Source organism: Leptothoe sp. ISB3NOV94-8A, from assembly GCF_043421595.1.
GTDB classification, from domain to species: domain Bacteria; phylum Cyanobacteriota; class Cyanobacteriia; order Phormidesmidales; family Phormidesmidaceae; genus Leptothoe; species Leptothoe turfae.
Genome location: NZ_JAXSQW010000001.1, coordinates 1,442,016 through 1,466,296, shown reverse-complemented (window position 1 = coordinate 1,466,296; position 24,281 = coordinate 1,442,016). Strand labels below are relative to the sequence as shown.

Here is a 24,281-nt window from a genome sequence, read left to right as displayed (position 1 = left end):
TAAGTTCTGTAAATAAGGGTGTTATTACCTAAAACTGACGGATAAGATCCGGAAATATGGATCTTATCCGTCAGATCTGACGCTGAATATATAGTTCCTCCGCAGTAGTATGGATGTTTGGAGCTATGTGATAAAATCTCGTAACTGCGGTGTGATAAAATCTCGTAACTGCGGAAGAACAAATCGCTGGAACAGACAACACCTGCTAACCGCACGACGTTCGTCTAGAACGGTGTTGCGGTTCAGCTCAATCGTTAGCTGGTCCTGTTCTTGGATTATAGTATGGCTGAATCGATTATCTGTCAGCATCAGTAAGTCAAACCCAATGCGGAGATTATCGGCTGAGAATTCATCACTATCATCAGTGTGACTGAACCCAGTCACCTGCTACCTGCAAGAAATTATTGATTAATGGTGCTGCTGCTATCAGATCAGACTCCAAAGCTTGGGTTGTGGTTGGCGTTTGTCCCAAGGGTTGTTTCCAGGCGATCGCCAGCCTGAGCACAGGAGCCTCTTCCCGCAGCGCTCGGTAAACAACTCCGGGGCGACTGATGCTCTGCAAAGATTCTGAAACGAAGGCAACGCCAATTCCGGCAGCCACTAAGCCAATCATAGTTGGCTGTGGGGTAACTTCCTGTACCACCTTAGGACTGAATCCCGCCTCGTTGCAAAGCATCATAATTTGGCTGTAGAGATTGGGGCCAACAATTTGCGGAAAAAGAATAAACGACTCTTGCGCTAAATCTTTAATGGATAGACTCTCTTGGTTTACTAATGGATTCTTTGCTGGCAAGGCGATCACCATCGGCTCGCAAAGCACTTCCTGCTGCTGTAGCAGAGAATTAATCGGTGGATGCAGGAATCCCAACTGTAGCTCACCTGCCAGGAGGGCCGCTTCTTGGTCAGGGGTGCAATATTCGTGTAGGGAAAGCTCGACATCGGGGTAACGATCACGAAATCGCTGCAAAATCTCAGGCAAGACGGTATACAGCGCGGGGCCAGTGTAGCCAATCGTTAGCTGACCTAACTTACCTTGGGCCGCCCGTTGCACAGTGGCAATGGCTGTTTCTGTTTGAGATAGAACCTGTAAGGCATCGGTTAAAAAAATGCGCCCTGGCTCAGTCAACTGCACAACCCGTTTAGTGCGATGCAGCAGTTGTAAGCCGAGTAACGTTTCGAGTCGACGGATTTGATCACTCAAGACCGGTTGGGTAATGCCTAACTGCTCAGCTGCTCGACCAAAATGCAGGGTTTGTGCAACCGCCACGAAGTAGCGTAAATGCCTCAGTTCAATTGAAGAGGATGGGTTAAGAGTACTAATAGTCTGAACCTATTAAAAATGAGTTAAAAATCTATTGGACAAATTATACTCGGTCTTTTTATTGTGGTTTTAGTCTTTTACGCACAACACTAAACTAAATGCTGAAAACGTTCGTCCGTTCTCTAATGGTCGGTCTGCTTTGGCTGCCTACCGTTGCCCCAAGTCAAGCTCAAGATCGGGCTGCACCCATGAACTTTCAGGGACGCTATCTGGTTTCAATTTCAGATGCCGACATGTTGGCATCTGCCTATGTGAACGGTTTTCTAGGCCCTCGCGAAGGTCGTGATGCGCTCAGCGTCATTCCATTAGGGGGACATGTTAGAGATCTGCAAGCCTATGAGGTCGAGGCCAGTAATTCGGTGGCTGGCCCTCCGGTTGCGGTTACTGTCACTCCCGATGGACGCTACGCCCTAGTGATCGAAACCTGGGGTCAGCGGCCTGAAGGAGCTGATGAAACGCAGGTGTTTGGTGATCTCAGCCACGGCGATCGCCTCCAGGTATTTGATTTAGCTGATCCTACCAGGCCAACGTTAGTCCAGGATGTGGTGCTTGCGGAGCGCCCTGATTCAATCAGCATCAACTCGGATGGTTCGCTGATCGCTGTGTCGTTCCATCCTGCTGGGGCTGGTAGCGAAACTCCCCTAGCAATTATCCCGTTCAGCAATGGTCAAATCGGAGATCCTGTTTATCCCACTGTCCCCAACGTTTCACTAGAGGAACGCATCATTCATGCTGAGTGGCACCCGAGTCAGAACATTCTCGCTCTGGTCAATGAATCTGCGGCAGAAGTATCGTTTGTGCAAGTCACGCCTCAAGGAAATGGCTGGGAACTACAAGCTTGGGGGAATGTCGTGCAGGCCGAAAAAGCGCCTTACATGGCTCGATTCACTCCAGACGGTCGCTATCTCCTTACCAACGCCCTCTACTGGGGGGCCGATGTCGAGGGGCGATGGAGCGAAGCCCCCAGGGGAAGTCTTGTCAGCATTCGCCTAGAGGCCGGAACTCAAGCCGATGGGTCGCCTCGTCATGCACTGGTATCGAGATCGATGACGGGGGTGAGTCCAGAAGGTCTCGCGATTAGTCCCAATGGTCAATTTGTGGTCACGACGAATTTGGAACGGAGCTATTTGCCCTATGACGACGATCGCATCACCTGGTTCTCCTCTCTGAGCCTCATCACTCTTGATCCTGAAACGGGGCAGCTCAGACATGTTGCGGATTATCCCTACGACGGTATTTTGCCGGAAGCAGCAACCTTTGATGCCTCTAGCCAATATGTTGCGGTGGTGAACTACGACCATTTTGACGCTCGCATTCAGGGCGGCTCGATTGATTTCTGGCGCATTGCCACTGATCCGCTTGATCCGCAACCGATGTTGGTGCAGACCCGCTACTCGGTGCCTGTAACTCACGGTGCTCATTCCATGGTGCTAGTTCCTTAGTGGTGGTGAATTACAGGCGGTGAAACAAAACCGTAGTTTCTAATAGCCCGGTTTCCTGCATTGGTTACCACACGATGATGAGCGATCTCGATCTGTACTACTTAGGGTCTGCTGAAAAAGTCAGACTTTTGAGGCTAGAGGCCACAAAGCTTGAGATCACTGAGCCGAGCGTTCGATATTTTCGATTAATCCAACTATTTTCAAATTAAGTGCAAGGGTTTTGGGCCTATAAAAGCCATAACCTTGCACTTGTTTTTCTAGAAAAGGCTTGAAACCCTCCTCTAGAATAGAAAACGTTCTATACTTTTGCAGCAATCCCTACTTAAAGTGGCAAAGACGGGGCAAACTCAGCATCAAGAAACTGAGTTTGGCAACCTCTGTATACCGATAACAATCATATTGCTCCGGCAATATAAGTTTTCAATAACAATCCAATGTCTATAAGGATTTCCGGCTGTAAAATACATGCTCAATTACTGCCGGTTTAATAAGTAGCCAGCTAACACTGCGTTGGTGTGGACGGGATAAAGGTTATCTGTAAACGTTCAAGCTTATCTGCCGCCGCACAACTCCACCGTTATGCCGCTCCAATTCAAGTATGAATTTTCACTAGCCCAAGTCATACTATGTCCTCATCCAGCACAGAACCTCAAACCATTTTATTTATTGCTGCTAACCCCAAAGACACGGGCCGTTTGAGACTCGACCAGGAATTGAGAGACATTTCAGAAGGGCTGCAACGTGCCCAAAAGCGGGAGCAGTTTAACCTGGAGCAACGCTTAGCAGTGCGTCCCCACGATATCCAACGAGCTGTCCTGGATGTGAACCCTCAAATCATTCACTTTTCCGGGCATGGAGGAGGAGACCAAGGGTTAGTTTTTGAAGATGACCTTGGTGGTAGTAAGCTCATAGACGGAGATGCCCTGGCGGGCTTGCTTAAACTTTTTGCCGATAAAATCGCATGTGTGGTGATAAATGGCTGCTATTCTGAACTGCAAGCAAAAGCAATCGCCCGTCACATTCCTTACGTTATCGGTATGAACCAGGCAATTGGAGATAGAGCGGCCATTGTTTTTGCCTTGGGCTTCTACGATGCTCTGGGGGCGGGGCGTGACATTGAGTTTGCTTATACTCTAGGATGTGCCGCTATTCGTTTGGAGGGAATTGCTGAAGACCTGACTCCAGTTCTACTTAAATGCTCCAATTTTAAAAACACAGCTCTTCATTCATCTCCAAGCCCTTTGACTGCCACGAATGCCTCTACCGAAGATCCGATTGATGCATCGATTACTGGCGTTAAATCACAGCTCACTGGTCTTCAGCGGCAAGACCTAGAAGCGGAACGAACAGGCCTACAACGACGCCACAACTTGCTCAGCCAAAAGATGCAACGGTTGGGGGAAGCTCTTGATATTGAAACGGATCCGGCAACTCGCTTTAAGTTAGAAATACAGCTACAGCAAGCTAAAGCCGAGCGAGACCCAATTAGTCGTGAAATATCGAATCTAAACTGTAAACTTGAAAAATAAGCACCGGTGTTACTAACAGCTTCATGTATGAGCTAGGAAAGCAGCAAGACTTATTAGTTGAAAAAATCCAGCGATTAGGGGAATCGCTAGTGATAGAAAATGATCCCGCAAGTAAATTTAAGCTAGAAAAACAACTGGAAGAAAGCCGGGCAGATCTCGTAGCGCTGAAACAACAAGCCCTCAGCCAGAACCTATATACTTGCCTTCTGCGTTTAGGCTATCAAGAACAAGAAGTTGCGTTTACTCGATTCATCCACAAGGAGTCGGTGGCTGCATTTTTGATTCATACCAGCCCTGACCCTGATCATGGCTGGCTGTATGGGCAACATTGGTTATTCAATCGTCTGAGGTTGCGAGTGCTTCAGGGAATTACTGGGAAAAAGGTTATTTTAGACCTGAGCTGTATGGCTCGTAGCCGCGATGTTAAAGCTATGTGGCGAGAGCTGAGCCGTAGGGTAGGGCTCCGGCAAGATAGCAAAACCGAGGATATTTGCGATCGCGTCTATCAGTGTTGGCAAACCCAAAACATATTTCTGATTTTGGATAGCGTCGATTTTATGCCAGAAGAATATATGAGAGATTTACTGCAAGAATTCTGGTCTCCATTGGTGGCTCGAAGCCAACAAAATCAATCGATTCCTAAATTTAAGTTACTGATGTTTCTGATTGATAAGAGTGGCCTGGTAGGGCAGTGGAATATCCAGTTTGCCGATCGCCCAAATCCATTCTGGCGCGCCGAAATCCCTGTAAAACTTCCCTTAATCCAAAAGTTTTCCAACTCTGAACTAACTAACTGGATTTTCTCGGAGCTTCCTAGTCTACCTCAGTTCATTGATGACACTGATGTGGCCATAGAAACAGTTTTGAACAACAGTGATGGTGGCGTTCCTCAGTGGGTGCTTGAGGAAATCTGTAGCTTTTTAAATTGTGAGTGGTGCGACGAGTGGAACAGATTATGACAAATAATGTATTACGTTACACAGGTACAGTACAACCTCAGCCAAAAGAACAAGATGCGACAGGCCAACTACTCTCTCCCTATTTTCCTGAGCCAGAAGTGGTCGAGATAGTAAACTTAGCGATCTATCTAGGACGTCCATTGCTGCTAAAGGGTGAGCCGGGGTGCGGCAAGACACAGCTAGCCCGCAGTGTGGCTTACGAGCTGGGGTTGCCCCTAGAATCCTGGTACATCAAATCTACCAGCCGTGCTCGAGATGGGCTTTATGTTTATGATGCGGTAGGACGATTGCGAGATGCCCAACTGGCATCGTCGGATCGGTTAACAGCTAGTGAGCTACAGCGAGCCAGTGATCCGACTGTCTATGTCCGTTGGGGACCGCTGGGGCAGGCATTCCAAAACGCTCAGCGGACCGTTGTCCTGATCGATGAAATCGACAAAGCTGACATTGATTTTCCCAACGATCTGCTGCTGGAATTGGATGAACAGCGGTTTTTTGTTGAAGAATTAGAAGTTGCTGGAGCAGCAAGGGAAATTCGCTCTATCCATTCACCCATTGTTCTGATTACCAGCAACGATGAAAAAGACCTACCCGATGCTTTTTTGAGGCGTTGCCTGTTTCACTACGTCCAATTTCCGACGGAGGAGCGATTACTCGAGATTGTGCTAGCTCATTTAAGGGCCACTTCTCAAGAGGTATCTTCTGAATTGGCTAACGCAGCGACGCAGCGCTTCTGTGAGCTACGACAGAGAATGCAAGATCAAGGAACAATTGGCAAGCAGATTAGCACCAGTGAATTGATTGACTGGGTACGAGTCCTGAGTCGGCATTCTACCGATGAAGCGATAGCAATGCTAGACGGTAAGCTGCCCTACGCGGGTGTGCTGCTCAAGAACTGGGATGACCACATTCGCTATTTGAAGCAGGACATCCCCCATGAACAATGACCTGCCCTTATTAGAGCTATTTACTCGATTACGACAGGCTGGTTTCCCGCTGGGCATTTCTGAGTACCGAGCTGTACTACAGGCACTTCAGGGTGGGTTTGGCATAGGGGATCGTAGTGACTTGGCGCGTCTGTGCCGCGCTTTGTGGGTTAAATCTGCTGAGGAGAAACAAATCTTCAACTATCACTTCGAGCAGCTGATTGGCCCCCTGCAGGCTCCTTCAGACAGTCAAATACCAGCGTCTGTTGCGGATGAGCCGGATAAATCTCACTTGTCATCACGATGGCGGCAAAGATTGTTAACCTTAGCCGCACTCCTAATGCTAGGTGTGTCAGGAGCCGCATTTGTCAATTTATTTTTTACCCCTCAAAAATCTCAGCCAAGACAGCGGATAGATATTAGCAACGGCGTTTTGATCGGAATAGGGGTGGGCATGGGTGCCATGGCGGCAGGTGTACTATGGCTAATGGAGCTGCGAGATAGTCCTAAAAAAGAGCGAGAGCCACAAGAAATGGCACCTTCACCGCCGCTATCTCCTAGCGTAAGCGAAGAATTAGAAGATGAGGTACAAGTCGCCCAAGCCGTTCGTCAACGTACAAATAGTATTGGGGACAACCTGCCTGGCCAGCAATTTTTGACCTCTAGGGAGTTCTTCCCCATTGCCCGCCGACAGATGAAGCAGAACTGGCGCTATCTGCGTCGTTTAGTGAGAGAAGGCCCCGCAACTGAACTAGACCTTGCTGCAACCGTCAACCAGTGGGGACGGCAAGGTCTGTTTCTTAACCCGGTCCTAGTTCCCCGTCGTCGCAATCGGATAGAATTACTGCTACTCATTGATCAAGATGGTTCGATGGTACCCTTTCATACCCTATCCTCCCGCCTAGCAGAAACTGCATCGCGGGAAGGCCGGTTGGGTAAAACAGGCGCTTACTATTTCCATAACTGTCCCATTGACTATCTTTACCACGAACCCTACCTAGCCACGGCAAAATCACTGTCTACCGCTATAGCTCAGCTTCACTCAATCCAGTCTGTTGCGCTGATTGTCAGTGACGCAGGGGCCGCTCGCGGTTACCTCAACCCGGAACGGCTGGAATTGACGCAGGCCTTTTTGCAGCAGCTGCAGCAGCGAATTCCTGCCATCGTGTGGTTAAATCCCGTCCCTCAGTCGCGCTGGCATCGCTCCACCGCAGGTGCGATTGCACAGCTCGTGCCCATGTTTGAACTTAGTAGACAGGGAATGAAGGGAGCGATCTCTGTTCTACGTGGCCGTTATTCTCCCATGCAGCGAGGTATGCGGCTATGATTTCTCCCAGCACGTCAACTGTTGCCTCTCCGCGTCAGCGAGCCGCTCAACGGCAAATTATGGCGTTCCACCAAAAATTCGGGGATGCTCATCTTTACTTCAGCTACCACGCAGCATTTCCCCTGGCCTTAACACCCGAATTGCTCTATCAGCTGTGGGCAAACTTTCAAACCGATCAAACCGGAACAGTTCTCAACATTCCATGGATTGCAGTTGCCGATTTATTGCTTTCGGGACTGTGCCGAGAGGTCGGCCATGAGCTTTATGAAATGGATACGACTGTTCGGATGGAGCTCCTAACCCAGTTGCAAAGTGAGCCACGCTTCGGTTTGCCCCGTATCCAGCAGCTTGCAACGTTTATGCTGGCTCACATTCGCCATCAGCTCCGCAGTCCTGACCCCGACATACGAGAAGTGGCCTCCACTCAGCGCTGGACCGCTTTAGTATATGTTCGTCCTGGTACAGTAGCCCGTGAACTCATTGCAACCCTAGCAAAGCTTCGCTTAGATCAATCAGCAGAGTGGCTGCGGGTTACCTCCTTGATTGACACCTTGGCAGACCCGCTAACAGAATTTCAGCCTCTGCTGGCCTATGCCAGTGGAATGAAATCTTTTTTTCGAGGACAGATGCAGGACGCAACGGTTCAACTACAGATACTATCGGAATCAGGACAGATTTTCTTAAGCGGAATGGAGCTTCCTCTACCAGAGCAGATTCGACGGAACCTGGCCACTGGTTCGCAGTCCCTGGTGTCTCAAAACTTGGTTTCCGATCCAGATTCTTTAGAAGGTTATCATCCTGCATCGGGCGCTCAGGATGCGCTTGCTCCCGTGGTTACGCTTCATCTCAAGCTGACTTCTAACGATATGGTCGCAGCCCAGTTTTTCCATGTCAGAAAGTCCTTACCCTTTTTGCTAAAACTATTGATTGCCGTTTTTCTGCTTGCGTTTGGCATTGTTTTTCTGCTAGCAGCGATTGGTTTTTTAGCATTAGGAGACCCTAATTTATTAGGAATAATATTCCCTATACTTTGTTTAGCCTATTTCTTTTATTACTCACTCTTTATTCGTGCTCCCCGCCGAATTCACCGAGACTTTAAGAGATACCGAATCATGCAGATTGGCAGCGATCTGGCCATTTCTCCCGATGTTGTCGAAATCACTTCAGAAGTTGCAATGAAACGCTATCAGATAGCGGATTGCTATATGTATAGGGCAAATTCTAACTTTATTTTGCTCTACCTGGCGATGCCAACCCTCTATTCTTTGGTGCTGTGTCTCACTTTGCCACGCCGCTGCTTCAAATCAGATAACGACTTTCAGCAAGTACTTATCTACCTCAAAGCAGTATTTGGAAAGCCCGGCAAACCCTTGAAACGTGACTCCCTTTATCCTAGAAGCCTACCTTATCAGGCCCATAGTTCCTTTAAGTCAACAATTTCTTTTCGCGTGCAGCTTACTCCGAAAGATTATCTCAAGTCTAATTATCTGCATCTGCGGCCAGGTCCAGTGCGAAAGAGAGTTTATATTGCTTTGCTCGTTATCTATTTGCTCCTTACTGTTTTTACTGGTTACTCTGCTATTTTATCCGCCAATAATGCAGGTAATTTCATCCTGTTGCTACTTTTAGGAGCTTTTGGGATTTACTGGTATTTTATACTAATTCCCCTGGCTACACGTCGTTTAGCTGCCAACAATCCTTACTTCCTGTTTGAGAACCAAATACAAATTTCTCCTGATATATTGGAGATTGTCGACGCCAATGGCACTACAAGAACTCGTTTAACTGATTATGTTAAATATAAATTTAATAGGGATTTAATTATTTTATACATTACAGATCGAGCCTTTCATGTGCTTCCACGTCATTCTTTTCCATCTGAAGAGAACTTTCAGATGTTTCTGACTTATCTTCAAAATAATCTAGGATCGCCTCAACCTTAATAAGGCATAAACATGAATTTTTTTGGATAACAGAAACTGACGTGATTCTAAGTATTGAGAGTGGTCGAGCATAACAAATCGTTGCAGCGACTTAATGAAAGATATTGATCACAAGCTAGGCCTACTGATAGCCGCTGAACTCAATCGTTATTCGGCTAAAGAGTGGGTAGTGTTAATCACAATTCGAGGCACATGAAATACTCATTTGAATCTTTGCCGCGCCTCACAATTGAGGACGCTCACAACCTACTTGCGAAACATAGCTTCACCCACGAGGACTTGGACGATCCTGAAATGGCGAACGGGTTCTTAGGTTCACTCCGCCCGTACCGAGGCTCATTGAATCAAGACGCATTCCTAGAAATCATGGCATGCCTCAAGGCAATCGGACCGGGATTGTCAACCAAAGAACAGGTTCAACGCAAAACAATCAGCAACCTTTGGGGCATTTGCCATTTGGCTCGCGATTGGGCAACTCATCCGGACGGAATGCTTCGACGCAATAACTTGATCTCAGATGCCGATGTTGCAACCATCTCTCAATGGATCGACTGTATTTCGTACGCTACGATGATGTTCTTGGACTGCCAAGACCCAAAAGAGGCATTCGCACAGTTTGAGGACTACTTCGCCACGCAAGGAAACGCCGGATAACAAAATATTGCACCCGAGTCGCGAAGTTGGGTCGTTTTTTAATGGGCAATCACTTGTCGCGACCGGGTCATTGCAGGCGTTAGCTGTCACTGCTGAGCTTGTGCTTAGGGCAGCCATGGGTGCTGTTATCGCTGGCTAAACATATGCCTCCTAGGGGTATAGATCTTCTTTAGATGATTTGATAGTTTGAGGCTGTGTTAATCGCAGTATCAAGCTTATGCTTTTAGGCTGTCGCATAGTTGAAATGCTACATAAATGCATTTTTTGAACTGTTGACTGCGTCTCAGTTCTGCCTGTCCATAGGCAGCATATTTTGTTTTGTTGAGAGAGGATTTAGAACTTATGGCTTACAAGCTTCCGGTTTTACCTTACGACTACACCGCTCTTGAACCTTACATCTCAAAGAGCACCTTGGAGTTTCACCACGACAAGCATCACGCAGCTTACGTCAGTAAGTTCAATGCCGCTGTTCAAGGGACAGACTTAGACAACAAGCCCATTGAAGATGTCATTAAAGCAATCGCAGGCGATGCTGAAAAAACCGGAGTGTTTAACAACGCTGCCCAAGCTTGGAACCATACCTTTTATTGGAACAGCATGCAGCCAAATGGTGGCGGTAAGCCCACAGGCGATTTGGCCAAGAAAATTGAGACTGATTTTGGTAGCCTTGAGAAATTTGCAGAAGCTTTCAAAACTGCTGGGGCCAGTCAGTTCGGCAGTGGCTGGGCTTGGTTAGTCTTGGATAACGGCACACTCAAGGTGACAAAAACCCTGAATGCCGATAACCCCCTCACCCATGGACAGGTTCCTCTACTGACCATGGATGTCTGGGAGCATGCTTACTATTTAGATTACCAAAATAAGCGACCTGACTACATTGGAGCCTTCTTAGATAACCTGGTGAGTTGGGATTTTGCCGCTCAAAACCTCGCAGTGGCCTAAGGAATACAGAGTCTATGCTATCTTCTTCAAATCCTAGTGCCAATCTGACTCTGTAGTTTGGCTTGAGGTCTTACTACACAGCTCTACCTCAGCGGGGTGGAGCTGTTCAATAATGCTTATACAACCTAGTCATGATGTTGAACCCTGATTTCCCTCATATTATTTGGTCGTTTACTTACCGAGAATGGCGGCTAGATGTAGACCAAAGTGAGGAAAACGGTCAAATCTTTTATTCCGTATGGGCAAATTACAAGATGGGCTGTGCTGTCGCTGTCCCCTGTGCTTTAACCCGAACAGATGCTATCAAGAGAGCTAAGAAATACGTTGATGCTCGATTGAGGCACCCTTCTATCAATATTATGTGAGAACGAAATGGTTTAATCATGATAATGACCTTTCTTGTTTATCGGAGTTAGTCAGAAATATCAGTGGAACAGAGAAGCTCGCTCCATTTTGAAAGATCGTCAAGGCGATCTTTGTTACCATTCCCCTCGCTACGATGACCGCTGAGAGTTTTCTGTTTATGGTTTTGCTTCGCTACAATAACGGTCTTATACTTTGAGTGATTCTCTTCAGAATGCGCTGGCGGTCGGTCGGACAATAATTTCATTTACGTCAACATCATCGGGTTGAGATACGGCGTACAAGACAGCTCTAGCGATCGCATCTGGGGTGAGTGAAATTTTGCGAAATTCATGCAAAGCGTCTTTTGCCGACGATTCCGTAATGTCAGAACCCAGTTCTGTTTCTACTACGCCAGGAGAGATCGTGGTAACGCGAATAGTCTGCGACTCCTGACGTAGTCCTTCCGAGATTGCCCAAACGGCATACTTAGTGGCGCAATAGACTGCGCCAGTCGGGACGACAACATGCGCGCCGATCGATGCCGTATTGATGAATTGCCCGCCGCCTTGCGCCTCCATGATTGGCAAACCGGCTGCAATTCCATTTAACACGCCGTGAATGTTGACATTGATCATCTTGTCCCACTCCTCGACTTTGAGAGCATTCATGGGGGAGAGTGGCATGATGCCCGCATTGTTGAAGATGACATCGACGCGACCAAACTGGTCTTTAGCAAAGTGAATAAACGCTTTCATATCCTCACGGTCGGTGACATCCAAAGCTTTGTATTCTGCTGTGCCACCTTGGGCACGAATCGCTGCGACAATTTTTTCTAGCTTTTGGGTTCGTCGTGCCCCTAGAACAACTTTCGCACCGTTCTGGGCCAGCAACTTGGCGCTCACTTCGCCAATACCACTACTGGCTCCCGTGATAGCAATGATTTTGTTTTTTGCATTTAACATGATGACTTTCCTTATGTACGACACAATGGCTCGAACCGGCAATAGAGCCATTGCCTTATCCTTTCATTGCGTTTTTGGATGAGTTCATCATAGGTTTGGCGCAGCTAACTCTAAATACACAAACCTCGCAGATTATTGCCTAATTTTCTCAAGCATGCGATCGCTGACTATGAAGCCGTGAACGTTCATAACCTGTAAATCCAACGTCGCTAAGACTGTATTGCCCATAGCACCGGATCCACAGGGTCAGGAAAAGTAGGCATAGTCAGCCTTAATCCTCCGCTAGCTTTGGATTTTTTGGGTTTTGCCCATGGTGAAGGCTTCATAACTTATTTTTATTTGCCCTTACTAAATTTGACATCCTCTTGATACTTACAGCTTTCAATTTAGTTAAAGTCTTACCAGGGTCAGCATTTTCGCGTAGGAATTGTTTAGCCGTTTTACAGAAACCATGACTGATCGCCTGATACCCTCGGGAGTACACCAATCAACACCTGCCTTTATTGCCTTAGCTGATGGTGAGCAGGTGGTGCAAGACGACACTATTATTGATTCCACGGCTACTGCCATCGTGAATTTCATTCTGGCTGAGGATGGTAGTGGTCTGACTTACAAGATTCAACTCAACGGCCTAGCCCTCAAGGAAGATCCCCTCAGCCGCACAGCAGATAACGATGTTACTAAAATCCACTTCCATATAGGTGCACCCGGTACCAACGGTGGACATACCCTAAATATTTTTGGACGTCCTAGTGAAGACGACGATGATCTCGTTGTTGACTATGAAAACGGCATCATTACAGGTCTCTGGGAAGATAGTGACGCTAGAGACCTGAATGGTGATGGCGATACGGATGATGGTCCCGAGTCAAAACCCCTCAGCGATTTTCTTGAGGCTCTGAAGGCTGGCGAACTCTATATCCAGGTTCACGATGTTGCATCTGATAAGTTGAGGACGCCCGGTGCAGTGCGCGGTCAGATTACGCCTCTAAAATCAGAAAACAGCTTTACTCTCTTGGCTGAAGGTGAAAAGGTGGTGCAGGATACCGCAATTCCTGATGCAACGGCCACGGCCACGGCTACGTTTACGCCCCTCAAAGGGGGTGAGTTGCTGGCCTATCAAATCGAATTTGATGGTCTAGATCTAAAAGAGGATCCAGCTAGCCGCACGGCAGATAATGATGTTACCAAGATTCATGTTCACCAGGGAGGTGAGGGCCAAAACGGTCCCCACGCTCTGAATATCTTTGGGAAGCCTAGCGAAGACGATAATAATCTTCTCGTTGACTATGGGAGTAACGTTATTACTGGTGTCTGGGGCGATGATGATGCCACTGACCTAAATGGTGATGGGGATACCGATGATGGTCCTGAAACCAAACCCCTGAGTCAACTGATTGACGAGCTAGAGGCGCGTCAGCTTTATCTACAGATTCATGATGTAGCTGCCGATAAGCTAGGTACTCCAGGGACTATTCGGGGGCAGCTGGATACTTCGGTGACTGAACCCAAGGCATCATCGCAGGAGATTTTTGTTGCGATCGCAAACGGCCCCCAGGTTGTTCAAGATCCAACCATCACCGATGGCACCGGCACCGCCAAAATCACCTTTATCCTGGCAGAAGACGGCAGCGGTTTAGCCTACCAAATCAAACTCAACGGTTTCACCCTCAAAGCAGATCCCGCCGCTCGCACCGAAGACCACGATGTTACCAAGATTCATATCCATGCGGGTGAACACGGTGCCAACGGTCCCCATACCCTGAATATTTTCGGGTTACCCAGCGAAGACGACAATAATCTCGTGGTGGACTACGAAAACGGCATCATTACCGGCATGTGGGACAACAACGATGCCACCGACCTAAACGGGGATGGTGACACCGATGATGGTCCTGAAACCAAACCCCTCAGCCAGTTTATTCAAGCACTGCGGGCCGGGGACCTTTACATCCAAATCCACGACGCCGCTGCCGACAGACTGGGCACACCCGGCAGTGCCCGTGGCCAAATCACCCCCATCGACTCATTTGACAAGGGCATCATCAAAGCGGTGGGGGACGACCATGACGTCAGCGACTTAAGGGGTGATGGCGACACCAGTGACCCCAATGAGACCCAACCTCTTAGCCAGCCGATTGATGAACTAGAAGCTGGGGATCTTGATCGCCAGATCCACGACGTAGTAGCTGATCAGCTAGGCACACCGGACACCATTCGCGGTCAGATTGAACAACCTCTCAAGGCAAATATCTTTACTCTGGTAGCCGATGGCGCACAGGTGGTTCAGGATGCAGTAATTCCTGATTCCACTGCCAGAGCAACCGCCACCTTTATCCTGGCAGAGGATGGCAGCGGCCTCGCGTACCAAATCAAACTGGACGGGATTACCCTAAAACAAAACATTACTGATCGCACTGAACTCAATGATGTTACTCGCATTCACTTACATGTAGGTCCTGAAGGCGAAAATGGTCCCCATACCCTAAATATTTTTGGGCTACCCAGTGAGGATGACGACAATCTTGTGGTGGACTTTGAAAATGGCATCATCACTGGTATTTGGAACGATAGCGATGCCACCGATCTAAACGGAGATGGTGACACCGATGACGGTCCAGAAACTAAACCCCTCAGCGAGTTTATCAATGAGCTGCAATCCGGCAAACTCTACATTCAGATTCACACTGCTGAGTCCGACAAGTTGGGAACTCCCGGTGCAATTCGCGGGCAAGTGACACCCTTGTTCGACTCAGACAAACCTTTGCTGACGACGCCACCGACAGAAACCATTATTGGTACTGATGCTGGTGACACCATTGTTGGCGGCCCAGGTAACCAACGTATTCGCGGTAAAGGTGGCAATGACACCTTAAGGGGCGGCCCCGGCAACGACCGGATTTTGGGGGACGATGGCCACGATATCCTCAAAGGCGGCACGGGTGACGACACCCTCAAAGGTGGAGATGGCAACGACGAGCTAGAGGGTAGTACCGGTAACGATCTGCTTAACGGTGAGGCGGGTAATGACAAGTTGTTTGGTGGCCAGGACAATGATGCGCTCAAAGGCGGTAATGGCGATGACATCTTGAAAGGTGGCATGGGCGACGACTATATTTCTGGCAACAATGGCGATGATTTCCTCCAGGGCGGCATTGGTGACGACACCTTGAAAGGCGGCAGCGGTAACGATGATCTAGATGGTGGTGTTGGTGACGACTCGCTGAAGGGTGAGGCGGGCGACGACAAGCTATTTGGTGGCCAGGGCGATGACACCCTTAAAGGCGGCAGCGGCAATGATGTTGTAAAAGGTGGTATGGGTAACGACCATCTTTCGGGTAACGTCGGCCACGATATTATTCAGGGTGGTATCGGTAACGACATCCTAAAAGGTGGCGAAGGTAACGACGTGTTACTGGGTAGTTCAGGCAATGACGTCTTAGACGGTGGTGCTGGTGATGATCAGCTCTCTGGCGGTAAAGGCTATGACACCTTTATCTTGATGATTGGCGGCGGTATTGATACCATCACTGATTTTGCAGTTGACATCGACCGCATTGGCCTATCCAGCGGTCTGAGCTTTAATCAACTCACCCTATCGGGGAATGACATCATTGCTGGCAACGAAGTGTTAGCAACTCTGAAAGGTGTGGCCACAGAAGAGCTTACAGAGAATAGCTTTACCAATCTCTAGATTCTGTAGCGCTAAAACAAACGTAGCTGAGGGCTAACTCAGCTGCGTTTGTTTGCATTCACTTCAAAGACCAAGCTAACACTACATAAAAGAAGCTATTGTTGAGAACCGCTGGAGAATACCCCTTTTTACAGATATTTACCTAGGAAATCTAAAAATACAATTAAAACAGCCAGGGATCAAGGACGCATACATTCCTGTGCGCATAGGTTATATTCTTTGATAAAAGCACTTTTATAGCTTTTATCAATAGTTGTCTTTGTAAAAATACTTACACTCTTTAACTAGTTAAAATCTCCCATTAACCTCCCATTAACCTGTAAAAAGTTTGTTTGTGGAACCATAGGCTGTAGGGGATAAATGGGCTGAGCCAGATTACTGGTGCTGTCTGATTTTTTATTACACAAGTACTGCCAAATATGTTGGCTAATCGTCTTTCTATGTGGTCTAGCAAGCTCTTGCTAGGCGGTATCTCTATGGCAGCCTGCCTTGCTGGCACGTTTTCCATAGGTGCGTTTTTCGAATCAGCTTTAGCGAATTCAGATGGGCCAGTTCTTTTGGAGATGCCCATTTATAGTCGGACATCTAGCGATGACTTGATTAGTCGCGCTGAGTCTATGGTGAGCCAAGAAATTAACCAGCACTTTGATGCCGATCCCAGCTTGGCTGCGATCGAAATTGTTGTGTTGGGTAGTCGTAATGGCGATGTGATACCAGTTTTAACCACAACCGTTTCTCGGACACAGTGGCAAGAGAAACCGCAAGTCAGTGCTTGGACCAAGTACTACAGCGCATATGCTTTGATTCGACGACATGATAGCCAGTCGCCTCCCCAGGTGGCCGCTTCGCCATCTCGTCGTTCCTCGCCTGTTGCGTCGCGGGGGATTTCGACCCAGTTTGATCGACAGTTTGACGCCGGTCGACTGAATGGTAGAACTGTGCAGTCCTATGTGGATTTTGTGGATTAGCTGTTCACAACAAGGTGTCTTTGGTAAGAAAGGCTTCTCATTAGGAGACTGCAACTTGTCAGCTCTGAAGGGTCAGCTATGGAGGGTTTAAGCCCCCGTTCTTTGATAGTGCAACTACGATTCAAGAGAGGAGATCAAATTTCCATGCTTCATGATGAAATCCCCAGCAATCGCTCGGGCAATCGCCCTTTCCATGATGTATTGAAGGCAAACATGTCACGGCGCAATCTGTTAAAGCGCAGTGCTGTCTTGTCTGCCGCAAGTTTTGCTAGTGCGCTTGTAGGCAACGGTTTAACCAGTAAAACCGCCGCTGCAAGTTCTCCTGGAACTAGTTTAACCGAGTCTCTTTTTGCTCAGAGTCTTAGCCCTGACATTGGCTTTAGTCCAGTGACTATTGCAGAGGCTATTGTGGACAGCAGAGTGCCCCACATCTCCTCTGATTATCAGTACGATATCCTGATTCCTTGGGGAACTCCACTGGAGTCTGGCGTCCCAGAATATGCAGGGGATCCGGTCAACCGAACTACCGCTGATGCTCAGCTAAAGCAAGTGGGTATTGGTCACGACGGGATGCACTTCTTCCCTGAGAATGGCACCAGCAATACAAAGGGTGTACTGTGCATTAACCATGAGTTTGGCCGTACCCCCCATGTCCTGGGCAAGGATCTTCCTGAGTCGCTGGCAGATGTTCGCACGATGGAGCATGCCCACGGCGTTGCCTGTGTGGAAATTCAGAAAGTTAACGGTACGTGGCAGGTTGTATTGGACAGCCCCAAGAATCGTCGAGTCACCTTCAACACACCGGTTGCTTTCAGCGGCCCTGCAGCCAATAGCTCTCTATTGCAAAACCCTGCTGGTAATGAGTTCAAAGGAACTGTCAATAACTGTGCCAACGGCTTCACACCTTGGGGCACTTACCTGACCTGTGAAGAGAACTTTAACGGTTACTTCAACAACTCTCAAGTCGACCAGTCTAACCCTCCCGATGATCCTGCGTTGGGTGAGGGGAGCCCTCTCACCGGGGCTGATGAGCGCTACGGTGTAACGGCTGAAGGCTTTGGGTATGCATGGGGCGGTAACAATGGCACCGTTTTTGATGTCCGTTGTGATACCTCTAATCCTGGTTATGTGAATGAGCGTAATCGTTTTGGATGGGTTGTGGAAATTGATCCAGAAAACCCAACTGCAAAGCCTGTGAAGCGGACGGCGATGGGTCGCTTTAAGCACGAAGGTGTTGGTGGGACCGTGGGTGCAGGTGGTCGTTACGTTGGTTACATGGGTGATGACCAGCGCTTCGACTACTGCTACAAGTTTGTGTCTCAGGCAAGTTGGCGTTCCATGGTTGCTCGCGGTCTGAGTCCATTGGACTACGGTAAGCTATATGTCGCGAAGTTCAATGATGATAATACCGGCGAGTGGATGGAAATTACATACAGTAATCCTGCCATCCGTGATGCTGTAGACGAACAGGGACAATCTCTATTTAGAAATCAGGGAGACGTCCTGGTATTTACTCGTGTGGCGGCTGACATCTTGGGAGCAACTCCCATGGATCGTCCTGAGTGGGTAACCGTCGGACCAACTGGTGATTGTTTCTGGGCGATGACCAACAACAGCCGACGTGAAACAGCGGATGCTGTAAATCTCCGGGCACCCAACCCCGATGGTTACATTCTGAAAACACGGGACTCAAATAATCACGTTGGCACCACATTTACCTGGGAACACGTCATCTTTGCAGATGAGACCCACGCTGAAGGCGATGAGCGGACGTTTAGCGATCCCGATGGTCTATGGGCTGACCCCGATGGGCGTTTGTTCATTGAAACCGATGGTGGTCAGCAGAAGGGGCTGCAAGACCAGTGCTTGGTTGCTAATCCTGAAACAGGTGAGATTCGTCGTCTCTTTGTTGGTGTGAGCGGTGATGAAATCACTGGTGTCGCATACACGCCTGATCGCAAGACTCTGTTCATCAATACCCAGCATCCTGGTAACGGCGATCCAGTAGCAACCAACTTCCCGGCACCGACGGATGGTATTACAATTCCTCGCGATTGTACGATTGTCATCACCCGTAAGGATGGCGGCATTGTTGGCTCCTAATTAGTATCCCACCCTGTTCTGGTTTGAGCCAGAACAGGGCGAGCTTTGGGGGACTTGACGCAGTTTAGTCCATTTATTTACCTGGTTTATTCATAGACAGAATTATGAAACGAATTGTTTTTGCAGCGGCGGCGGCACTGGGCGTCATGGCTTTTGCAGCACCTGCCGATGCGGCTCTCTTCAAGTGGAGTGTTGACTACACTGGTTTTTTTGCTGAAGATGCTTTCATTAGTGGTTTCTTTATTGCTGAAGGAACAGCTGCCACTGATGGTGTTGTCTCCGGTAATGAGTTTGATTCTTGGCAATGGAGCTGGAGTGGTAATAGCGAAGTAGACGCATTTACTATTTCCTCTTCTGACGGTGAGTTTGCCAGTTTGTTTGACAATACTGGCTTCTTTGTAGACGGTACACCTAATGAACTTGGGTTGACTGACGGTCTTGATCAGGGTCTCTACAGCTCTGATGATTTTGGTCTTGATCTAGAGTTTTTGTTTGTAGACAACTTTGGTGCAGGTGCAATTTCCGATGGTGATCTAACTGCACTTGGTACAATTTCAGTCTCTGATCCTGAACCTGTTCCTGAGCCTGCGACTCTACTGGGTCTTTTGGCCGTAGCAGGAGCAGCAGCTGTAGCCAAGCGTCAAAAGCAAGCGGCTTAATTAAACTGTTAAGCCGAAAAAATTGACTTTTTAATACAAAACCCCAGGCAACTGCCTGGGGTTTCGTGCTTTAAAGATTGTGGTTAATAGTCTTGTCCTAACCCTTTATTAACGTCCTCTTATTGGAATGTTCAAGGCGTTTGCCTAATGTTTGGTGTCTCTTTTAACTAAGTCATAACACCAAAGGATATGCGATGATGCTAAAACTCTTGTCTGGCTTGTGTTTAACTGGTCTACTAGTGTTGTTGGGATGCCGGATTTCAGGAGCAACGACGGTAGCGCAAGTACCGACTAATCAGGCAGCATCCCCATCGCTGACTGTTACCATCTCAGCAGATCAGGTGCGCACCTATGGACGTTTGATCGAGCAGGTGATCGGCACGGCAAATGATACTATTTCTGATGCCTTCGCAACAAATCCTGATGCGGCTCCCATTAAGTTAACTGTCCTTGTCCATCGCAATGGACAGGTGCTGCCCATTTTAGTAGCAGACATTTCTCGTGACCAGTGGCAACAGCAACCTGATATTCAAAACTGGGCTCACTATAGTCCAAGTGTCCGAATGTTGTTGGGATATACCCAACCCAACTCAACGCCCCCTCGTTCTCAGGTGGCGCGTCGTCGACCCATTATTGAAAATGCGGCTTTTATTGATGAGCTTGATTAGTGGGAAGAGGGCGCATGATTAGCGATCGCATCAACTGAAATGTAGCCCCCTACCCAAAGAAGAAAAAACACTAAACTCTCTTTAATCCCACCTTAACTACTTATCCTAAAACGGTTGCTAGAATCTGAACATTCTATTCCATAGGCATGGCAGCTGGTTTATAAAAAGAGTGATTTTAAACTGCTCTTTTTTGATGGATATCTGTAGTGTGGCTGCCGCCTGATATCTCGAAAGCATTCTTATCTTAGTCGTCATAACCATGGCCTCAGTTGCCATCTGTCGATGGGAGTTCCGTGTGAGTTAATGCCTTGATTTTTGTATGTGTTCTTAGAGAGGAGAGAACATAGTGGTTTCCCTATCTCGCCGTAAGTTTTTTGGTTATATGGGGGCTGGTGCTGCTGGCGCACTGGCTATTGCCCCCCTACAGGCCCTTGTCGCTAAAAAAGCCTTTGGGCAAAACCCTACTGCTGACCCATTTGGTCCCCTGGTTCCTAAGCTACCTGCAAATATTGACCCTCGGTTCAGCCCAGTCTACAATCTCCAGTCCGCAGGAGCAATTTTAGAGGTACCTGCTGATTTTGAATACTGCGTTTTCCACGTCAGTGGCATGAAGATGAGTGATGGTAAGCCTTGCCCCAGTGACCATGATGGTATGGCTTGTTTTCAAGGCCCTCGCGGTACACATATTCTAGTGCAAAACCACGAACTCAGCCCTGGTGAAGATGATGGTTCCGGTTTTACTGACGGTACTGGTTTACAGAGAGCCTACGACAGATTTGACGGTGATGGGGGTCCCGGTGTAGGGGCTGGTGGTACGTCCACCATGATCATTACCGATCGTGGTCAAGTTCTACGGGATTATGTTTCTCTAGCAGGTACTATCCGTAACTGTGCCGGTGGTCCGACTCCCTGGGGAAGCTGGATTAGCTGTGAAGAGAACACCAGTGTTCCCGCTGACAACCCTGCCATTACTCAAAAGCACGGCTTTAACTTTGAAGTGCCTGCCCGTGGCGGTTTAGTTAACCCCGTGCCCCTGATTGAAATGGGTCGCTTTAACCACGAAGCTGTCGCTGTCGATCCTGCCACTGGCTATGTCTATGAGACTGAAGACCGTGGCGACAGCTGCATTTATCGCTATATCCCCAACACTCCAGGTAATCTGACAGATGGCGGTGAACTACAGGTACTCACCTTTGAAAGTGGTCTCCAGGACACTCGTACTGGTGTGCTTTCTCTGTTAAACCAGCCCCAACGGGTAAGATGGGTGAGCCTAACCGATAATGGTGTCAACGTTAATCCCGATACAGATACCCTCCGCTTTGATGCTCAGGAACTGGGCGGTGCCATCTTTGCCCGTGGTGAAGGTGCCTGGGCTGGCAATGACAAGATTTACTGGGTCTGTACCAGCGGTGGTGATGCTGGTCAGGGTCAAGTCTGGTGCTATGACGATGTAACTGAAACCGCTACACTCTTTGTGGAGTCCACTGACGAAGCGGTACTGGATAACCCAGACAACATTACTGTTTCTCCCGCCGATGGCAGTCTCTATCTATTTGAAGATGGCGGCGGCGACATCTTTGTTGTTGGAGTTACTCCCGACGGTGGTCTGTTCAAATTTGCTAAGAACATTACGCCTGGCTTTGAAGGCAGTGAGTTTGCTGGCGGATGTTTCTCTGCTGATGGCACCAAGATGTTCTTTAACATTCAAACACCTGGTATCACTATCATGATGTACAGAACCGACGGTCAACCCATCACTGTATAGATTTGGTGTTTGTGACGGATGAGCGAATGGGTCTTGGGATTAGTCCTGAGGCCCTTTTTTATGAGAGATATTGTTTTTCTTGAGCCGAAATTTGAGAGTACCTTATTGTTTCTTGATCCGCTCCCAACAGGGCACTGTATCCTGGGCCTAAGCCGTTAGTTGTGATAATTGCTTGTGCTGTGAATTGGTTACACGCAAAGCACTGCGGGGTAAGACTCTAAAGACCTCATCAATGCTGGTGACACCGGCAAATACTTTTTCGATGGCGGCCTGACGGAAGGACATAAAGTCAGTTTCCCTTAAGTAACGGTGTAAGTCGATCATGTTGCCACTGTGGATAATTTCCCGAATGGGTTCATCCACTTCAAGCAGTTCCACAATTGCCTCACGACCTAGATAACCTGAACCTAAACAATGGTTGCAGCCACGACCTCGGTGTAAAACAGGGTTGGCTTTAATCTGGGATGGCAGTATCCCTAATCGTTTAAAGTCTGTCTCGGTAGCTGGATAAGACTCTATGCAGTGGGGACAAATACGACGGACTAGCCGCTGGGCCACGACACCCAGCAGTGCGTCGCTGATCAAGCTAGGATCGGGACCAATATCCTGAAGCCGGGGAATTGCGCCAACGGCATCGTTAGTATGGAGCGTAGTAAAGACGAGGTGACCCGTTAAAGCCGCTCGCACGGCAGTTTCTGCTGTCTCGTGATCCCGCACTTCGCCTAACATAATAATGTCAGGATCTTGCCGGAGAATGGCCCGTAATCCTGCGGCAAAGGTCATGCCGGCTGCTTCATTTACCTGGGTTTGGGTAATCCGGGGCAGAACATATTCCACTGGGTCTTCCACGGTGACCACATTGACATGCTCTTTAGCGATGGCCTGCAAACTGGTGTATAGGGTACTGGTTTTACCAGAGCCGGTGGGACCGGTGAAGATAATTAGGCCCTGGGGCTGTTCTAACCAGGTTTTGTAGGTGGGCAATACTTTGGGAGAAAACCCCAGTTTATCAATGGTGGAGAACGGATTTTTGCGGGGTAAAAGCCGGATAACGGCCTTTTCTCCACAGACACAGGGAAGCGTACTGACTCGCATATCCATGCCCAGGGCATTGCCATCCCCAGACATATATTGTTCACCAATGCGGCCATCATGGGGTCGACGGCTGTCGGCAATGTCCATGCTGGCCATTACCTTGAGGGCAACAATCACCCGGCGACTAATGTCTAAGGGTAGTTTTGTGACGTTACGCAGGACGCCATCAATGCGATAGCGTACCTGTAGACCTTCGGTGGTGGGCTCTAGATGAATGTCGCTGGCCCGGTTGCGTAGAGCACTGGCAATAATGGTTTTAATCCGCTCGATCTGGCCTGCCGCCTTTGACAAAAATAGCTCTGTTGTTTCGCTAATATCTTCTGCGTCCTGGCTACCGGTGAGGGGGTTAACTAAAGGGGCCGCACCGATGCAATTTACGTCAAAGTGGCGGGTGTGGTGCCAGCAGCGATAGCTTTTTTCTGTAATGGATAAAATTTTGACCTGGGTGAGGGTGCGATCGCAAACCTGCTGTTCTACCTCAGGGGTCAGGGCAACAGGACTGCCCAGATAGTAACAATTGCGCCACAGCAATAGGGGCACCACCGGCGGCAGCTGCTGTGCGTCAGGGAACAGCTGAAAAAATCGTTGGCAGACTTCGTCATCCAGCAGGGTTAGATTCAGGGCTCCCTGGTCATCCCGCAACAGCTGTAATGCGCGCTGACAGTCAATTTGACCATTTCTAAGCTGTTGCCACGCCGTCAATAAATCGGAATCAAGCACCATAGAAAACCCATTGCCAGTTAAAGAGGATGGACATAAGCATGGCCCTACACTGTGTTCAAAAGCGCTGACACCCATGCTTAACCCCCGTTTAGATTATTCCTGATGTGGATGAAGAAGAGATTAAAACAGGTTAAGGTTTAGTCGCCGCTGCCAATAATCGCAGCAACTTTACGAAAATTATTGGCCAACATAATTCTTACACCATTTGCACCACATGCCTTGAACGATAATCTGGCACCCGTAGCCAGTTTGTTTA

The 24,281-nt window shown here is 48.4% G+C and carries 18 protein-coding genes; 14 read left to right on the top strand and 4 right to left on the bottom strand.

Annotation, left to right across the window (positions count from 1 at the left end; genetic code table 11):
• Window positions 1-123: 123 nt before the first annotated feature.
• Entirely contained in the window at window positions 124-384 is a 261-nt protein-coding gene (locus SPB21_RS06410) for a hypothetical protein (protein ID WP_499866027.1), read from the bottom strand.
• Window positions 362-1,288 (bottom strand): LysR family transcriptional regulator, encoded by a 927-nt coding sequence (locus SPB21_RS06405; protein ID WP_499868680.1) that lies wholly within the window; start codon window positions 1,286-1,288, stop codon window positions 362-364. The genes SPB21_RS06410 and SPB21_RS06405 overlap by 23 nt, the downstream gene beginning before the upstream one ends.
• Window positions 1,289-1,419: 131 nt before the next feature.
• On the opposite strand from SPB21_RS06405, the gene SPB21_RS06400 reads away from it, so the two are divergent.
• From SPB21_RS06400 to SPB21_RS06365, 8 genes are all read left to right on the top strand, one after another.
• Window positions 1,420-2,763 (top strand): hypothetical protein, encoded by a 1,344-nt coding sequence (locus tag SPB21_RS06400; RefSeq protein WP_499866026.1) that lies wholly within the window; start codon window positions 1,420-1,422, stop codon window positions 2,761-2,763.
• 626 nt (window positions 2,764-3,389) lie between these two features.
• Complete coding sequence (locus SPB21_RS06395; RefSeq protein ID WP_499866025.1) at window positions 3,390-4,292, top strand: CHAT domain-containing protein; 903 nt, start codon at window positions 3,390-3,392, stop codon at window positions 4,290-4,292.
• 23 nt (window positions 4,293-4,315) lie between these two features.
• Window positions 4,316-5,251, top strand: a complete 936-nt coding sequence (locus SPB21_RS06390; RefSeq protein ID WP_499866024.1) for a hypothetical protein — start codon at window positions 4,316-4,318, stop codon at window positions 5,249-5,251.
• Window positions 5,248-6,198, top strand: coding sequence for an AAA family ATPase (locus SPB21_RS06385; protein WP_499866023.1), 951 nt, complete (start codon window positions 5,248-5,250; stop codon window positions 6,196-6,198). The genes SPB21_RS06390 and SPB21_RS06385 overlap by 4 nt, the downstream gene beginning before the upstream one ends.
• Window positions 6,188-7,504, top strand: coding sequence for a hypothetical protein (locus SPB21_RS06380; protein ID WP_499866022.1), 1,317 nt, complete (start codon window positions 6,188-6,190; stop codon window positions 7,502-7,504). Before SPB21_RS06385 ends, SPB21_RS06380 begins: the two co-directional genes overlap by 11 nt.
• Window positions 7,501-9,447: a YcxB family protein gene (locus SPB21_RS06375; RefSeq protein ID WP_499866021.1), complete on the top strand. Its 1,947-nt coding sequence runs from the start codon at window positions 7,501-7,503 to the stop codon at window positions 9,445-9,447. Before SPB21_RS06380 ends, SPB21_RS06375 begins: the two co-directional genes overlap by 4 nt.
• 192 nt (window positions 9,448-9,639) lie before the next feature.
• Complete coding sequence (locus tag SPB21_RS06370) at window positions 9,640-10,101, top strand: hypothetical protein (protein ID WP_499866020.1); 462 nt, start codon at window positions 9,640-9,642, stop codon at window positions 10,099-10,101.
• Window positions 10,102-10,443: 342 nt separating this feature from the next.
• On the top strand, window positions 10,444-11,043 hold the full coding sequence (locus SPB21_RS06365; RefSeq protein WP_499866019.1) for a superoxide dismutase: 600 nt from the start codon (window positions 10,444-10,446) through the stop codon (window positions 11,041-11,043).
• Window positions 11,044-11,615: 572 nt separating this feature from the next.
• Here SPB21_RS06365 and SPB21_RS06360 read toward each other — a convergent pair.
• The gene (locus SPB21_RS06360) at window positions 11,616-12,350 is read right to left on the bottom strand and encodes an SDR family oxidoreductase (protein WP_499866018.1); all 735 of its coding nucleotides are present in this window, start codon (window positions 12,348-12,350) and stop codon (window positions 11,616-11,618) included.
• 451 nt (window positions 12,351-12,801) lie between these two features.
• Between SPB21_RS06360 and SPB21_RS06355 the strand changes: the two genes are divergently transcribed.
• The 6 genes from SPB21_RS06355 to SPB21_RS06330 all read left to right on the top strand — a co-directional run bounded on the left by SPB21_RS06355 (window position 12,802) and on the right by SPB21_RS06330 (window position 22,207).
• A complete protein-coding gene (locus tag SPB21_RS06355; RefSeq protein WP_499866017.1) occupies window positions 12,802-16,044 on the top strand; it encodes a CHRD domain-containing protein in 3,243 nt (1,080 codons plus the stop codon).
• Between the two features lie 476 nt (window positions 16,045-16,520).
• Entirely contained in the window at window positions 16,521-17,012 is a 492-nt protein-coding gene (locus SPB21_RS06350) for a hypothetical protein (protein ID WP_499866016.1), read from the top strand.
• Window positions 17,013-17,156: 144 nt separating this feature from the next.
• Complete coding sequence (locus tag SPB21_RS06345) at window positions 17,157-19,115, top strand: PhoX family protein (RefSeq protein ID WP_499866015.1); 1,959 nt, start codon at window positions 17,157-17,159, stop codon at window positions 19,113-19,115.
• A gap of 104 nt (window positions 19,116-19,219) precedes the next feature.
• Window positions 19,220-19,774 (top strand): PEP-CTERM sorting domain-containing protein, encoded by a 555-nt coding sequence (locus SPB21_RS06340; protein ID WP_499059210.1) that lies wholly within the window; start codon window positions 19,220-19,222, stop codon window positions 19,772-19,774.
• Window positions 19,775-19,968: 194 nt separating this feature from the next.
• Complete coding sequence (locus SPB21_RS06335; protein WP_499059212.1) at window positions 19,969-20,442, top strand: hypothetical protein; 474 nt, start codon at window positions 19,969-19,971, stop codon at window positions 20,440-20,442.
• A 346-nt stretch (window positions 20,443-20,788) separates the two neighbouring features.
• Window positions 20,789-22,207: an alkaline phosphatase PhoX gene (locus tag SPB21_RS06330; protein ID WP_499866014.1), complete on the top strand. Its 1,419-nt coding sequence runs from the start codon at window positions 20,789-20,791 to the stop codon at window positions 22,205-22,207.
• Window positions 22,208-22,354: 147 nt separating this feature from the next.
• Here SPB21_RS06330 and SPB21_RS06325 read toward each other — a convergent pair whose 3' ends face one another.
• The gene (locus SPB21_RS06325; protein WP_250565852.1) at window positions 22,355-24,025 is read right to left on the bottom strand and encodes a GspE/PulE family protein; all 1,671 of its coding nucleotides are present in this window, start codon (window positions 24,023-24,025) and stop codon (window positions 22,355-22,357) included.
• Between the last annotated feature and the right edge of the window lie 256 nt (window positions 24,026-24,281).

What these genes read in the sequence shown, in the direction of transcription:
- SPB21_RS06400 (WP_499866026.1), top strand. Translation starts at nt 1,420, where the DNA reads ATGCTGAAAACGTTCGTCCGTTCTCTAATGGTCGGTCTGCTTTGGCTG.
- SPB21_RS06395 (WP_499866025.1), top strand. Translation starts at nt 3,390, where the DNA reads ATGTCCTCATCCAGCACAGAACCTCAAACCATTTTATTTATTGCTGCT.
- SPB21_RS06390 (WP_499866024.1), top strand. Translation starts at nt 4,316, where the DNA reads ATGTATGAGCTAGGAAAGCAGCAAGACTTATTAGTTGAAAAAATCCAG.
- SPB21_RS06385 (WP_499866023.1), top strand. Translation starts at nt 5,248, where the DNA reads ATGACAAATAATGTATTACGTTACACAGGTACAGTACAACCTCAGCCA.
- SPB21_RS06380 (WP_499866022.1), top strand. Translation starts at nt 6,188, where the DNA reads ATGAACAATGACCTGCCCTTATTAGAGCTATTTACTCGATTACGACAG.
- SPB21_RS06375 (WP_499866021.1), top strand. Translation starts at nt 7,501, where the DNA reads ATGATTTCTCCCAGCACGTCAACTGTTGCCTCTCCGCGTCAGCGAGCC.
- SPB21_RS06370 (WP_499866020.1), top strand. Translation starts at nt 9,640, where the DNA reads ATGAAATACTCATTTGAATCTTTGCCGCGCCTCACAATTGAGGACGCT.
- SPB21_RS06365 (WP_499866019.1), top strand. Translation starts at nt 10,444, where the DNA reads ATGGCTTACAAGCTTCCGGTTTTACCTTACGACTACACCGCTCTTGAA.
- SPB21_RS06360 (WP_499866018.1), bottom strand. Translation starts at nt 12,350, where the DNA reads ATGTTAAATGCAAAAAACAAAATCATTGCTATCACGGGAGCCAGTAGT.
- SPB21_RS06355 (WP_499866017.1), top strand. Translation starts at nt 12,802, where the DNA reads ATGACTGATCGCCTGATACCCTCGGGAGTACACCAATCAACACCTGCC.
- SPB21_RS06350 (WP_499866016.1), top strand. Translation starts at nt 16,521, where the DNA reads ATGGCAGCCTGCCTTGCTGGCACGTTTTCCATAGGTGCGTTTTTCGAA.
- SPB21_RS06345 (WP_499866015.1), top strand. Translation starts at nt 17,157, where the DNA reads ATGCTTCATGATGAAATCCCCAGCAATCGCTCGGGCAATCGCCCTTTC.
- SPB21_RS06340 (WP_499059210.1), top strand. Translation starts at nt 19,220, where the DNA reads ATGAAACGAATTGTTTTTGCAGCGGCGGCGGCACTGGGCGTCATGGCT.
- SPB21_RS06335 (WP_499059212.1), top strand. Translation starts at nt 19,969, where the DNA reads ATGATGCTAAAACTCTTGTCTGGCTTGTGTTTAACTGGTCTACTAGTG.
- SPB21_RS06325 (WP_250565852.1), bottom strand. Translation starts at nt 24,025, where the DNA reads ATGGTGCTTGATTCCGATTTATTGACGGCGTGGCAACAGCTTAGAAAT.